This is a genomic window from Pseudomonas sp. Z2-11 (assembly GCF_054161305.1).
This window is the reverse complement of record NZ_CP096395.1, coordinates 1,966,737-1,978,733: the sequence shown is the minus strand read 5'-3', so window position 1 is coordinate 1,978,733 and position 11,997 is coordinate 1,966,737. Positions and strand designations below refer to the sequence as shown.

Here is an 11,997-nt window from a genome sequence, read left to right as displayed (position 1 = left end):
GCGAAAGCCGTGCCAGAAATCACAAGCTATTGATTCTATTTGTTTTTCTTTTGTCGACGGTAAAACTGGCGTTCATTGCTGAACAGAAGTGAACAATCAGGAATGAACAATTGAACAACGATCCGGTTGACAATGAACAATTTTGAACAACACTGAATGAACGCTACCAGCTGGCCTGACGATATCCCTTGTGGGAGCGAGCCTGCTCGCTCCCACAAGGGCCGAACACATATGTAGTGTTTGGGCCTGCCCCAGCACAAGGACTCTGTGCGAGACTTGCCACAACAATAAAAACAGCACCTGCGAGAGTGCCCCATGGCCGCACCTGCTCCTGCCTTGTCCCACGAGGCCATCATCCAGGCCTCCTGGTCCCGTTGCCGCGCATTTGGCCTCAATCACCAGAGCGTACCGGCGTTCGACCCATTGCCGGCCGAGGGCATCGCCCAGTTACTGGAAAGCCAGCATTCACTGGTGCAGACCACTCACCAGGAAGTCCTGCCGTACTACGAGAATATCCTGAGCAATTCCAATTGCCTGATCATGCTGGCCGACAACCAGGGCCAGGTGCTGACCTCCTGGGGCACCCAGCGGTTCATCGAACCGAAACTGGCCCACGGTTTCAGCGCCGGAGCGACCTGGATGGAGCGCTGCACCGGCACCAACGCCATCGGCACCGCGCTGGCCTGTGAACAGGCGGTGCACATCGAACACGATGAACATTTCCTCAAGGCCAACCGTTTCATGACCGGCTCCGCCGCGCCGATCTTCGATGCCGAGCGCAAGGTCATCGCGGTGCTGGACGTCTCCAGCGACAGCTACCTGCCGCCGTCCCATACGCTGGGCATGGTCAAGATGATGAGCCAGACGGTGGAGAACCGGCTGATCCTCAACCTGTTTCGCGGTGAACACTTCCAGCTCACCTTCAACACCGGACTGAACAACCTCGACAGCCAATGGGCCGGGCTGTTGATTTTCGATGAGAGCGGCCAGGTGCTCTCGGCCAACCGCCGCGCCGATAACCTGTTGGGCCTCAGCCTGTCGCGGGTGAGCATCGAAAGCCTGTTCAAGGTCTCGCTGATGGAATTGCTCAACCAGCCCGACGGCCTGCCGTTCGCCTTACAGGCGTCCGGGCGCAATCGGTTCCAGTGCCTGCTCAAGCGGCCGAAGCAGGTGTCGGTCAAGCCGCGCATCTTTGCCGAAACGACGCCCTCGCCAGCGCCCGCCCCTGCCAATACCACCATCAGCCTCAACACCCTGCACTTCGGTGACAGCAGGGTGGAAAAAGCTGTGCGCCAGGCCGAGCGCCTGTTGGAGAAAGACATTCCGCTGCTGATCCACGGCGAGACCGGCGTCGGCAAGGAAGTCTTCGTCAAGGCTTTGCACCAGGCCAGTTCGCGTTGCAAGCAGGCGTTTATCGCAGTCAACTGCGCGGCGATTCCCGCCGAGTTGGTCGAGTCGGAATTGTTCGGTTATGAAAAAGGTGCCTTCACCGGCGCCAACCAGAAGGGCAGCATCGGCCTGATCCGCAAGGCCGATCGCGGCACGTTGTTCCTTGATGAGATCGGCGACATGCCGCTACCGACCCAGGCCCGCTTGCTGCGGGTCTTGCAGGAACGCTGCGTGCAACCGGTGGGCAGCGCCGAGCTGTTCCCGGTGGACATCCGTATCATCTCAGCCACCAATCGCTCGCTGCGCGAACAGGTGCAACTGGGGCGATTCCGTGAAGACCTCTACTACCGCATCGGCGGTCTGACCCTGGAATTGCCGCCCCTGCGCGAACGCAGCGACAAGCAGGCGCTGTTCAAGCGCCTCTGGGAACACCACCGCGAGCCGACCCAATGGGCCGGCCTGAGCCGCGAAGTCCTGGAGCTGTTCGAACGCCACCCCTGGCCGGGCAACCTGCGGCAAGTCAGCAGCGTGCTGCAAGTGGCCCTGGCAATGGCCGAAGAACAACCGATCCGCCCGGAACATCTGCCCGATGATTTTTTTGTCGACCTGGAAATGGAGCCGGTGGAAACACCGGAACCGCTGGCAGTAGACCTGAACGACGCCGAAGACCTGAACCGCCAGTTGCAGGCCGTCGGCGGCAATATTTCCCACCTGGCACGACGCCTCGGCGTCAGCCGCAATACCTTGTACAAACGCCTGCGGCAGTTGGAAAGCTGATACGAAACCTGTGGGAGCCAACCCCACAGGAGATTTTGGTGAATGCGAAACCTTAGGACATCTCGGAAAAATGTGGGAGCGAGCCTGCTCGCGAAGGCGTCGGATCAGTCAACATCAACGGTGACTGACACTCCGCTTTCGCGAGCAGGCTCGCTCCCACCGGAGATTTGTGGTGGATGCGAATCTGAGAACAACTCGGAAAATGTGGGAGCGAGCCTGCTCGCGAAGGCGTCGGGACAGCCAACACCAACGGTGACTGATGCACCGCTTTCGCGAGCAGGCTCGCTCCCACCGGGGATTTGCGGTGGATGCGAAATCTGAGAACAACTCGGAAAATGTGGGAGCGAGCCTGCTCGCGAAGGCGTCGGGACAGCCAACATCAACGGTGACTGACACTCCGCTTTCGCGAGCAGGCTCGCTCCCACAGAAGTTTTGCTTATCTGCCTGGCACTCCGAAGCGATTGCCATTGCACTCAAGCAGCAGATCAGTCGAAGGCACCGTTGAGCACTTCGTAAATGATGCCGCTGGCGATCGCCACCAGAATCAGGTCGGTACCGACCTGCTGCCATTCGTAACCGTCATAGCGCGGCAGATGTCCCAGCAAACGTCCGTCGAGCTTCTTGGCGATACCGGGGGGCAGCGGCTTGCCCCGGGCGAGGTTCTTCTGGATACCCGGCGGCAGTGCCGGGCCAGGGCTCCAATAATCGCGATAACCGCCAATCACCCCCAGAACACCGCCACGGTCGATGCTCGGCCCGTTATGCCAATCGCTGCCGCCACCGCCCTGGTTGCCTTTGCTTCCCTGGTTGCCTTTATTGCCAGCATTGCTCTGGTTACCCTTATTGCCAGCATTACCCTGGCCGCCCTTGTTGCCCTGCCCGCCCTTGCCTCCTTGTCCCTGACCTTGATCGACTTGAGCGTTTCCCTTGCCATTGCCCGGGTCCGCGACAGCAAGGCCAGGGCCCGCCGCCAAGGCAAAACAGGTCACTGCAGCAATCAACGAGCGCGATTTGAACATGGCAGTACTCTCAGAAAGGGAATAGTCCCTGTAAAGATATAGAGACTAACGGTGATATTAGTTCCATATCACGCTGCGTGCGCTGAACACGGTAGGCAGGCTGGAATTGACTCAATTTTGTCGTATCAGTGACTTATTCCTGAGGCATGGTTGGAACGCTCCCGCCCCGACAGGCGCCGAAACTTGCCACTGGTCGCCTGTGACAAGTCGTGCACATGGCACGGGCACGTCTGGCTCAAGGTTTGCAGCGGACCTTGTACGCAGCGCAGGACGACGTCTTTCTGGCGCGGCAGCAAATTCTCAACGCTTGGTCAGCCACCGGAGATGTACCGTGTCAACTCTCAATGAAATCGCAGCGAACCACGCGAGAATGGCAAAGTTAAAGGAAGAAGAGTCGATGCGGTTGAGCGCGCTTCAAAGCCAGATAGTTGGCAGTCTTGAGTTGCCAGTGACGCACACGGAACAGCAGATGCCGCTGCACTTTCTGACAATCGTCCCAGACCACGCTTTTGCAGATGCCATGCTCTGAGTGCGTCCTGAATGTTGGATGAAACCCGTCGCCCGTTTGATTGAGCGGGCGATTCGGGATGACCTGCCTTTGCAGTTTCCAACGCCGTCGTGAACTTCCCGCCTGCCCTCGCAAGACCAGCGTGATGCCCATCACAGATCAGAAAGCCATTTGAGCAACTGTTGCGGTATTTTTGCGCGCGAACGCTTATAAAGCGGGCAGCAAAAGCGCATTAGCCAAAAGACCAGGAAAAACAGCGCAGGATTCTCGGAAGAACGATCTCTTTGATGGAACACCAGGAGCAGCGAAAAATGAGCACGACTGAACAAATACAAAGCAGCGGAAAATACAGCGCCAAATGGCAGGAACGTTTCGACTTCTTTGATACCTATGGCGCGCCAAACGACCCGCGCTACAAGGAGGCCGTCAAGACCCTGCCGGACTTCAAAAAGAAAATCCTGATCAACGCCAACGTGATCGCGTTTTTTTTCGGTCCTATCTATCTGTTTGTCTTGGGCCTGTGGAAGAAGAACCTGGCGCTGCTCGGAATCTTCCTGGCGATCAACATCGTATTGAGCGTGATTTTCGCCATCATCGGCATGGAATTTCCGCGGCCGTTGAGCATGGGTCTGAACATCGCCATGTCGATGATGTATGCGCTCATGACCAACTACGCGTACTACCTGAAGGAAATCAAAGGCGAGCAAGGCTGGAATCCGCTCAAAGGCATGCGTCTCTGATTACCGGCTCAGCCGCAGCGCCCTATAAAAATGGCGCAAACAGCCCTGTCTGATGGTCCATTGAGTGTCGCCTGGCGTTACCAGGCCTTTCATAGGAACTCGACAATGGCTGACGACTTGAGCAATCGCGGACCCCAGGACCGGAACCGCATCAACACTTCCGAAGACTGGGAATTGAGATACTGGGCGAAAGAATTCGGCGTGACCGAAGAGCAGCTCAAGGCAGCGGTCAAGGCTGTTGGGCCGATGGCCGATGATGTTCGCAAGCAACTGAAGAAATAAAAAAAAGCCCTACATCACTGTAGGGCTTTTTTGTAACGACGTACCTCGTCCTGGCGTCGCTCGATCAGCTCGTTAGAAAAAATGAATTACCCGTCGAGGCGTTCGGTCAACAATTATGAACGCAGTAATCTGACGAGGTAACAGCGATGACTATCGAAGCAGAGACACTCGTACAACTGACCGAAGCACTTCAGAAGCGTGGGATGGTGCTGGTATCCGACGTGGCGTTTATCCGAGCGCCTTACAGGGAGGATCATCATTGGATTTGCATGGTGGAATAATCGGCAAGTTGTGCTGGCGGCGCTGATAACGTTTGCGCCGCCAGCCTCCGTCTAACGGGGTGTAAATCCGCACCGAGGCAGCGCGCAATTCCCGAGGCCGATCACGAAGAGCCCGGTGGAATACCATCTTTGTTGAAGTCCTTCAAACGCTCACGCTCCTGCTCGGTGGAGTGGGCGGGCGTGTCGTCCTTGGGTTGTTCGTTTTTCTTCTCGTCGGTCATGGGTTTGCCCTCTCGTTGATAACAGGTTGGGCACATCAGGGCGCTGGCAGTTCAATCAATAGGCGGTTCTACGGTACGTCGTCCCGCACGTTCCCCAGCCTCAATTCTCGCAGGCCGCTGTTCCCCATGAATCGAATCACCACACCCTCCCCCCGCGTCAAGGCAAGCACATGGTCGATCAACTCACCTTGACTGTCAGCCTGCAGGATCGGTTTGTAGCCATGGGATTTATAAAGTGTCCAACGGTCGTTTTCGAATTCGATCCTGTACACATCCACTGCCAGGCGCTCCGATTGTGTTGTCGGTAGATACGCCAAGGTGCGTCAGTGTTCCGGTTGGGTGTCGAGTGGAACCGACGAGATTCCCAGCGACCAAGTAGCGCCGCCTGGTGCAAGCTCAAGCCGAATCGAAAGGCATCTTCTTGTCACGCGCTCGATCCCATAAACGCACTTCCAGGCTGTTATGCACCGCCGTCGCACATGTTGCCGCCTGGCCGGTAGCGACACTGATCTGCTTGAGCGAATTGACCACGTCTCCAACCGCATACAAACCTTCTACGCAGGTGCGCTGGTGCGCGTCGACGACCAGCGCACCTTGCTCATCGGTCTCGGCACCGAGTTGCACCGCGAGTTCGGAGCACATTTGCGAGCCCAGAGACGGATACACAATGTCGAAGCAGAGGCTTTCGCCCTTGCACGTTTCAACCTGGACTTGATCGCTGCCAGCCTCTATATGCTCGACACGATCGGCGACCACGCGAATACCGGCATGCCTCGCTACCGCAACGGCTTCTTCGCAAGCCTGGCTATCTCCATGAATCAATACCGTTACCCGGTCAGTGAAGTTTCGCAAAAACAATCCATGATTGATCGCACAGCTCGCCTCGCCATAAACCGCGACGTTGTCGCCGTTGACTTCGTAACCATCACAGATCGCGCAAAGTCGGATCACCGATTGCGCAACCGCATCGTAAGGCCGCTCCATGTGTGGCAGCGTGTCGACGATTCCGGTCGCCAGCACCACGCGACGCGCAACCAGTTCACGGCCGTTGAGTTGCGCAACAAAACCTGCACGGTGCTTGAGCAGGCGCTTGACCCTCCCTGATTCGATGATCGCGCCGTAACGCAACGCCTGCTCTCGCAGCCGGGCGAGCAAGTCCGTGCCGGAAATGCCCGGTGGAAAACCCGGATAGTTATGGGAACGTGGAATGAGACTCGCACGGCTGCGCCCACCGTCGGCGACCAGGACCTGCCGGTGGAATCGACTCAGGTAAACGGCTGCGGTCAATCCAGCGGGGCCGGCGCCGATGACCAAGCAATCAAGATCAACGTCCCCACCCTCAGTGGAAGCTGATTCTGGCCGAGCGAACAGCTCTTCATATTCATCAGGCTCCAGTGGCATCGCCGGTTCCTCGTGCTTGCGGTGTTCTTAGCAATGACTGCCAACTGAGCGACAAAGATTGCCTGGCCCGACAAACGGCCATTTATCCGGCGTAATCAACAGCTTATGCGCCTTCCGTTTGTCCTGTGCGCCGACGCCGCGTGTGAACTTGCGGCAGGCGGCTCTTTCCGAAACTGAAAGAGACCTTGCTGGACAACACATACATCAGGAGCCGCCCAATGGATGCCCCCCGCCAGATTACCTACAGCCAATTTCCCCCTATCGAGCAGCCTCGGCGCAGTGGCATGCTGCCCGTCGACGATCTACATACGCTTTATTGGGAAGAAAGCGGCAACCCCGACGGCGTACCGGTGATTTACCTCCACGGCGGACCCGGCGAAGGCGCTCCGCCGACCAAACGACAGTTCTGGGATCCCGATCATTACCGCATCGTACTGTTCGATCAGCGCGGCGCCCTTCGCTCGACACCCTTGGCGGAACTGCGCGACAACACTACCCAAGCGCTGGTCAACGACATCGAGGCGTTAAGGGAGCATCTCGGAATCGATCGTTGGCTGATCACCGGTGGCTCGTGGGGCACCACCCTGGCGTTGGCCTACGGCGAGACGCATCCGCAACGCTGCCTTGGCTTCATCCTGCGAGGGGTATTCCTGGGCACAGCCGACGAGATCGACTGGTTCATCCACGGCATGCGGCGCTTCTTTCCCCGCGCTCATGAAGACTTCGTGAATTTCATTCCCGAAGCCGAACGCCACGACCTCTTGAAAGCCTATCTGGACCGCATGACGGGTGCCGACGAGCACCTACGCGTGGAAGCCATCCGCTGCTGGGTGCGCTACTCCGCCAGTTGTTCGCTGTTGCGGCACGACCCTGACGGCGTCGAAGAACAAGCGTCAGACGATCAGACCAGCACTGGCATGGGATGCCTGGATGCCTGGTATTTCAAGAACCAGCTATTCTTGGAGGAAGATCAGCTCATCCGAGACATCGCGTCGATTGCCCATCTGCCGTGCAGGATCATCCAGGGCGGGCACGACATGATTGCTACGCCAAACTCGGCCTTTCGCCTGCATAAAGCGTGGCCAGGCTCGGTGCTGACCGTGATCAATGATGCCGGGCATTCACCTTCGGAAACCGGGATTGTCAGTGCTTTGATCGAGGCGACGGAGCAGTTCAAGGTGGGTGGGAAATTCGGTTAGGAGCAATGCACAACAAACCAGAAGGCCCAGCACCAACGCCGGGCTTCAGTGAAGCACTCTGCGACTCTCCCCGATCCTTATGCGATCAAGCGCACGGTTTAACGCATCCAGCGCCTTTAACAGCGCCTCGGCTTCCGCTTCCCGGCCATCACCCCACAGGCGCTCAGCCATTTTGTTGAGCGCCAGAATTGATCGCTCGATTTCGGCAGCACTCGCTGTCGTTTTGTCATCCGGCTGTTTCTTTGGCATTGCCTTGGCGCTTTTTAAAGTTGATCGGGGTCTTGCGATGAATCGCCAGGCAGCGCCACGCTCAAGTCCAAATGGCCGTCTCGGTATTGATCTCGGCGACAGATGTAGCGTTGAACTGCCGCTGGCGGTGCAGATCATCGCGCATTTTCGGGTAATTGAATTTCCTGGCCCCCAGCTCTTTCAGAACAAGGCCTGAAATCTTGTAGGTTCCGCAATCAGCGCAGTTGACGAGTTCACCACCTTGGTTCTCTTCGGACTGTTGTGCTTCCAGCCCGCATAGATAACATTTCATACCTGATCTCCTGTTAGCCGATGCTTAGAAGATCGTCTGGTAAAGGGTGAAGTTTCAATGGCTTGATCGCCTGCACCTCATGATTGCAGGAACCCGGCCCCTCCAATCTGCTTGCGGGGGCGCCTATGGACAGGTAACAGCCTCGTGAGACTGCCGCTTGGTCCACAAGGTACGACCGTTGATTGCGCTCTTGAACCATGCCTCGGTAACCGCATAGCACTTGCCTTCCCAGGTCTCAACAAACGTCCTTGGATAACCCTCAGGCTCATATCCACCCAGACGCATCCAGTCTGGATCTGGCGAGGTGACCGTCCTATAAGGCATGCAGGCTGCCAGTGCGACCAGCGAGAGTGCCAAGACTAGCGTTTTCATATGAATCCCAGTGAATTGGAAGGTGTAGCACACCGCGCTCTTGAGATTTACCGCGGCTAGAAACGCGAGGTATAGACGGATGGGATGTTTTCCCAACGTGAGCTACAACGAGGAACTTCTGCGAGTGACGCAGTACAACCCACCTTGATCGGCGGAAAGCGGAAAGCCAGGGACAGACCGTAATAGGAGTTCACCTGTAACCGGACCGTCGCGTAATTGTTGTATGGCCGCGTTTTCCTGGTCCTTGCATCTGTTGCCCATAAGATCATTGGCGCGAGTGATGATGAGGAGACAGCGACAGACCTCGATTTGAAGACATGATCGTTTTCTAACTCACTGCGACGCCAACCTGGTGATGCTCGCTCCCTGCGGGCTCGGCTCGTAAAGAAGGCACGGAAACGCCGGAAAGGGTTTGAATCGGACATGGCCATCTCTATCCGTTCCTGCGCCATCTCGTTCTTCGCCTGGGCGATTTGCCTTGCCAGGTTTATCGCGGTGTTTTTGAACTCCCGGTGAAGCGCCTGCTCCTCGGTCTCGTTTCCAAGTGGCTTAACCTTCATCTCGGAAAATGTGAACAGCGTTCTGTCACCGAGCACGTAAAACGTGCCGCGGATTTTTTGTATATTGCCCTGAAAGGTGAAGTCCATCGAACAGAACGCATGTTCGTCCATGTTTATGTAGTAGAGCGGCTCATCGTGCAGGTTTCGAACGGTTCCGTCCTGGTGAATCCTGCCCAAAGGCGCCCCATCGTTGCCGTTGCCTTTGAAGACCAGGTAGCGGCCGTTCATGTAGTTGTACGGCATTAACGGTTCCAGTTTGCCCATTCTCTGCACACACCCATGCTCCTTTCCCGCAACGCTATCAGGTCAGGAGCACCGATGCTCATTATCTTCTGACGGCTGCGTGCCTAACTGGCGAAGTGCCCGTTGGAAACTGATCTACACGGGGACACTGCGCTCTGAGGCGCAGGTAGCCAGAGGCCAACCGACGCGCGCTGCACGGAGCAAGCTGGCCCTGACAACCAAGCGATGAAACGGGGCGATAACGAAGATATAGGCCCGGCCAAGACGGTTGTGGCACTGAACCACAGTTGAAAACACCAGTTGGCGATTGCCTTCTGGCTCCGCCTCTTCAGAACACAGGATCGATATCCGAAAGTCGAGGTGCTTGTCGTCCTCTCCCAACACGATTTCAGTCTGGTTTGTACTGTAGACCTTGAAGACGCCAACCCGATTGGCAAGCGATGCCAGATGTCTGGCTGTCTTCAGGCCAAAACAGGCAACGATAGTGTCCCGGACTGTCAGGAGCCATCCGATCCAGGAGGGCTGGTGTAAAAGAATGAATCGAGCTAGCAAATCCGGATCGCTGGATGTGCCCGCAGGGAGCCGAACCGCAAAAGCGTCCGCCAGGTTCATCGGGTTGTAAAGATGGGTAATGCCGGACCTTGAGGGGACTGGAACGGACTTAATGAGCTCAAATTCTCGCATCGGGGATCCTTCCTTAGTTTCCAGCACGAATTGGACGACCTGCCGTGTCGATAAAGGCGAGATAGAGCTCTGGCTGCCCACTGGCAGACCATAGAGCAACGTCGCACTTAGCTTGTTAACGTTCGCTGGTGTTCGCAGCATATCAGTCAGCTGCGCACCATACGCAGTCTGTATGGCGCGAAATGTCGAGCGAAATAACCGGGGAAAACCTGACTCTTAGGGCAGAGGCGGATCCGACACAAAACCCGTCGGAATATTGAGAAAGGAATGCCAAGCATCTACAGCGTCGTGATGCCGCTGGGCAGCGTCCTCCCAAAAAGGACCGGATACCTCTTTCGCAGAGACCAGCATCATCATCTTTATCGTCGCGGCGTCCAGCTCTTTGAGAAGCTCATGGGATGTAGCCCTGAATTCTTCGAACGACGTCATTGCATCTGCCTCGGGCGGTGTTCACCGCCATTGAGAAATAGATATTCCTCGATGAATGGAGTCCCGCCAGCGGCAGTAATTCCGAACGGCCGGACCGCCGGTAAATTCATTTCGAAGCGATGTTCAAAACCCGCGGACTTGGCTTGCGAAGAAGACCAGGAAAAACGATGGTTACTACCTCGCTAAGAACACCTTACGGTGCACTCTTCTGAAGGATAGTTCCTACATATCAGAAACAACGAAAACCAATACAGACGTATTCGACGCCAGAAGCGGAACACCGCGTAACATTTGCTAACGCTTCAAATCATGATATGTATTGAAGTTCTGTAACAACTTCCCAGATCATGAGTTGCAAAAAAAAAAACAGCCAACCAAAAGCAAGGATCAGCCATGAAAGTATTTTTCTACGCTTCTTTCAACGACGAAGGGAATAGAACTCACTTGGTTCGCACGGCCGAAACACCACTCGAGAGCCTCCCTGGCAATATTCAGGACATCTACAAAAAGATTGAGGTTAAAGAATACGACGTCAATCCAGATGATCTATCAAGCCACTGGTGGTTATGCAAGGAGCTCGTTGACAACCTTTGCACGAAAGGCTGGGACGCGTGCGTTTGGGCGCGAGTTAACAGCTACGCCTGAATAAAACCTCCCGCAGACGTTTGGCCTGCCATATTGACCGCCCCAAAACCAACAAAAGGATTCGTTAGTGACTTCAGTTTATAAGCGCGTGGTGACTTATCGCTGCCTTGGAACTATTTACCATCAAGGCTTGGCATTTGGTGAAGCCGGGCGAAAGCTAATTGACTCGAAGCAGAGTAATCTGTTCGTGCCAGGAATGATCAACATCTGTCTCGCCACGGAAATATTTTTAAAGTCAATCAACGCAACGATGACTTACCTTCTCGATGAAGAGGACGAACTGCCTGGCGGAATTGCGATATCCCGAGGACGTGATGAATCTCTCAAAATCGCGCCTGGCGGACAAGGACATCATCTCAGCAAACTATATGAAAATCTGCCAGACGAAGCTAAAAAGTCAATCAAGGCATTCGCCATTAATGAAGGATACAGTGGCGATATCGCCTACGGACTCCGGCAATATGACAAGGTTTTCGTAGAGTGGCGTTATATCTACGAGAAAAATGACCCTGGCGCCTTAGGCACGCATCCCCTCTTCCCGATTTGCAATGCCATCGACGCCTACTGCCGAGGGAATATCGAGAAGGCATTTGGGGCAGTTGACGAAAAGCTCGAAGAGTCTCATCCGGATTTCGAGGCCAGGTAATCTGCAAAGAAAGCCCCAGCGCAATCCGCTAGGGCTTTTCTTCCGATCAGCGCTGTCACG

14 protein-coding genes are annotated in these 11,997 nt (G+C 55.9%); 7 read left to right on the top strand and 7 right to left on the bottom strand.

Annotation, left to right across the window (positions count from 1 at the left end; genetic code table 11):
- The first annotated feature begins 315 nt into the window (after positions 1 to 315).
- Positions 316 to 2,166, top strand: coding sequence for a sigma-54-dependent Fis family transcriptional regulator (locus M1E16_RS08925; protein WP_434624880.1), 1,851 nt, complete (start codon positions 316 to 318; stop codon positions 2,164 to 2,166).
- 485 nt (positions 2,167 to 2,651) lie between these two features.
- Here M1E16_RS08925 and M1E16_RS08920 read toward each other — a convergent pair whose 3' ends face one another.
- Complete coding sequence (locus tag M1E16_RS08920) at positions 2,652 to 3,185, bottom strand: anti-virulence regulator CigR family protein (protein ID WP_458129673.1); 534 nt, start codon at positions 3,183 to 3,185, stop codon at positions 2,652 to 2,654.
- A gap of 331 nt (positions 3,186 to 3,516) precedes the next feature.
- Between M1E16_RS08920 and M1E16_RS08915 the strand changes: the two genes are divergently transcribed.
- The 3 genes from M1E16_RS08915 to M1E16_RS08905 all read left to right on the top strand — a co-directional run bounded on the left by M1E16_RS08915 (position 3,517) and on the right by M1E16_RS08905 (position 4,715).
- The gene (locus tag M1E16_RS08915) at positions 3,517 to 3,714 is read left to right on the top strand and encodes a hypothetical protein (RefSeq protein WP_434603512.1); all 198 of its coding nucleotides are present in this window, start codon (positions 3,517 to 3,519) and stop codon (positions 3,712 to 3,714) included.
- 290 nt (positions 3,715 to 4,004) lie between these two features.
- On the top strand, positions 4,005 to 4,433 hold the full coding sequence (locus M1E16_RS08910) for a DUF2628 domain-containing protein (RefSeq protein WP_434624884.1): 429 nt from the start codon (positions 4,005 to 4,007) through the stop codon (positions 4,431 to 4,433).
- A 105-nt stretch (positions 4,434 to 4,538) separates the two neighbouring features.
- Positions 4,539 to 4,715 carry a DUF3606 domain-containing protein gene (locus M1E16_RS08905; RefSeq protein WP_458129672.1) on the top strand — a complete coding sequence of 59 codons (177 nt, stop codon included), beginning with the start codon at positions 4,539 to 4,541 and terminating at the stop codon, positions 4,713 to 4,715.
- Positions 4,716 to 5,613: 898 nt separating this feature from the next.
- Here M1E16_RS08905 and M1E16_RS08900 read toward each other — a convergent pair.
- Entirely contained in the window at positions 5,614 to 6,618 is a 1,005-nt protein-coding gene (locus M1E16_RS08900) for an NAD(P)/FAD-dependent oxidoreductase (RefSeq protein ID WP_458129671.1), read from the bottom strand.
- 218 nt (positions 6,619 to 6,836) lie between these two features.
- Between M1E16_RS08900 and pip the strand changes: the two genes are divergently transcribed.
- Positions 6,837 to 7,817, top strand: coding sequence for a prolyl aminopeptidase (gene pip / locus M1E16_RS08895; RefSeq protein WP_458129670.1), 981 nt, complete (start codon positions 6,837 to 6,839; stop codon positions 7,815 to 7,817).
- A 45-nt stretch (positions 7,818 to 7,862) separates the two neighbouring features.
- Here pip and M1E16_RS08890 read toward each other — a convergent pair whose 3' ends face one another.
- The 5 genes from M1E16_RS08890 to M1E16_RS08870 form a co-directional block, all read right to left on the bottom strand.
- On the bottom strand, positions 7,863 to 8,066 hold the full coding sequence (locus tag M1E16_RS08890; protein ID WP_434569141.1) for a hypothetical protein: 204 nt from the start codon (positions 8,064 to 8,066) through the stop codon (positions 7,863 to 7,865).
- Positions 8,067 to 8,127: 61 nt separating this feature from the next.
- Positions 8,128 to 8,358, bottom strand: coding sequence for a hypothetical protein (locus M1E16_RS08885; protein ID WP_458129669.1), 231 nt, complete (start codon positions 8,356 to 8,358; stop codon positions 8,128 to 8,130).
- Between the two features lie 428 nt (positions 8,359 to 8,786).
- Positions 8,787 to 9,533 (bottom strand): hypothetical protein, encoded by a 747-nt coding sequence (locus M1E16_RS08880; RefSeq protein ID WP_458129668.1) that lies wholly within the window; start codon positions 9,531 to 9,533, stop codon positions 8,787 to 8,789.
- Positions 9,534 to 9,668: 135 nt separating this feature from the next.
- On the bottom strand, positions 9,669 to 10,217 hold the full coding sequence (locus tag M1E16_RS08875; RefSeq protein WP_458129667.1) for a DUF2867 domain-containing protein: 549 nt from the start codon (positions 10,215 to 10,217) through the stop codon (positions 9,669 to 9,671).
- A gap of 216 nt (positions 10,218 to 10,433) precedes the next feature.
- Positions 10,434 to 10,646: a hypothetical protein gene (locus tag M1E16_RS08870; RefSeq protein ID WP_305495793.1), complete on the bottom strand. Its 213-nt coding sequence runs from the start codon at positions 10,644 to 10,646 to the stop codon at positions 10,434 to 10,436.
- A gap of 393 nt (positions 10,647 to 11,039) precedes the next feature.
- Between M1E16_RS08870 and M1E16_RS08865 the strand changes: the two genes are divergently transcribed.
- Both M1E16_RS08865 and M1E16_RS08860 read left to right on the top strand, forming a co-directional pair.
- Positions 11,040 to 11,291 (top strand): hypothetical protein, encoded by a 252-nt coding sequence (locus M1E16_RS08865; RefSeq protein WP_434695283.1) that lies wholly within the window; start codon positions 11,040 to 11,042, stop codon positions 11,289 to 11,291.
- Positions 11,292 to 11,358: 67 nt separating this feature from the next.
- Positions 11,359 to 11,937 (top strand): hypothetical protein, encoded by a 579-nt coding sequence (locus M1E16_RS08860; protein WP_458129666.1) that lies wholly within the window; start codon positions 11,359 to 11,361, stop codon positions 11,935 to 11,937.
- Positions 11,938 to 11,997: the final 60 nt, after the last annotated feature.

Bases quoted from the DNA above. Each gene is read 5' to 3' on its own strand.
- M1E16_RS08925 (WP_434624880.1), top strand. From the start codon at position 316: ATGGCCGCACCTGCTCCTGCCTTGTCCCACGAGGCCATCATCCAGGCC.
- M1E16_RS08880 (WP_458129668.1), bottom strand. From the start codon at position 9,533: ATGCCGTACAACTACATGAACGGCCGCTACCTGGTCTTCAAAGGCAAC.
- M1E16_RS08865 (WP_434695283.1), top strand. From the start codon at position 11,040: ATGAAAGTATTTTTCTACGCTTCTTTCAACGACGAAGGGAATAGAACT.
- M1E16_RS08905 (WP_458129672.1), top strand. From the start codon at position 4,539: ATGGCTGACGACTTGAGCAATCGCGGACCCCAGGACCGGAACCGCATC.
- M1E16_RS08910 (WP_434624884.1), top strand. From the start codon at position 4,005: ATGAGCACGACTGAACAAATACAAAGCAGCGGAAAATACAGCGCCAAA.
- M1E16_RS08875 (WP_458129667.1), bottom strand. From the start codon at position 10,217: ATGCGAGAATTTGAGCTCATTAAGTCCGTTCCAGTCCCCTCAAGGTCC.
- M1E16_RS08870 (WP_305495793.1), bottom strand. From the start codon at position 10,646: ATGACGTCGTTCGAAGAATTCAGGGCTACATCCCATGAGCTTCTCAAA.
- M1E16_RS08885 (WP_458129669.1), bottom strand. From the start codon at position 8,358: ATGAAATGTTATCTATGCGGGCTGGAAGCACAACAGTCCGAAGAGAAC.
- M1E16_RS08900 (WP_458129671.1), bottom strand. From the start codon at position 6,618: ATGCCACTGGAGCCTGATGAATATGAAGAGCTGTTCGCTCGGCCAGAA.
- M1E16_RS08890 (WP_434569141.1), bottom strand. From the start codon at position 8,066: ATGCCAAAGAAACAGCCGGATGACAAAACGACAGCGAGTGCTGCCGAA.
- M1E16_RS08920 (WP_458129673.1), bottom strand. From the start codon at position 3,185: ATGTTCAAATCGCGCTCGTTGATTGCTGCAGTGACCTGTTTTGCCTTG.
- pip (WP_458129670.1), top strand. From the start codon at position 6,837: ATGGATGCCCCCCGCCAGATTACCTACAGCCAATTTCCCCCTATCGAG.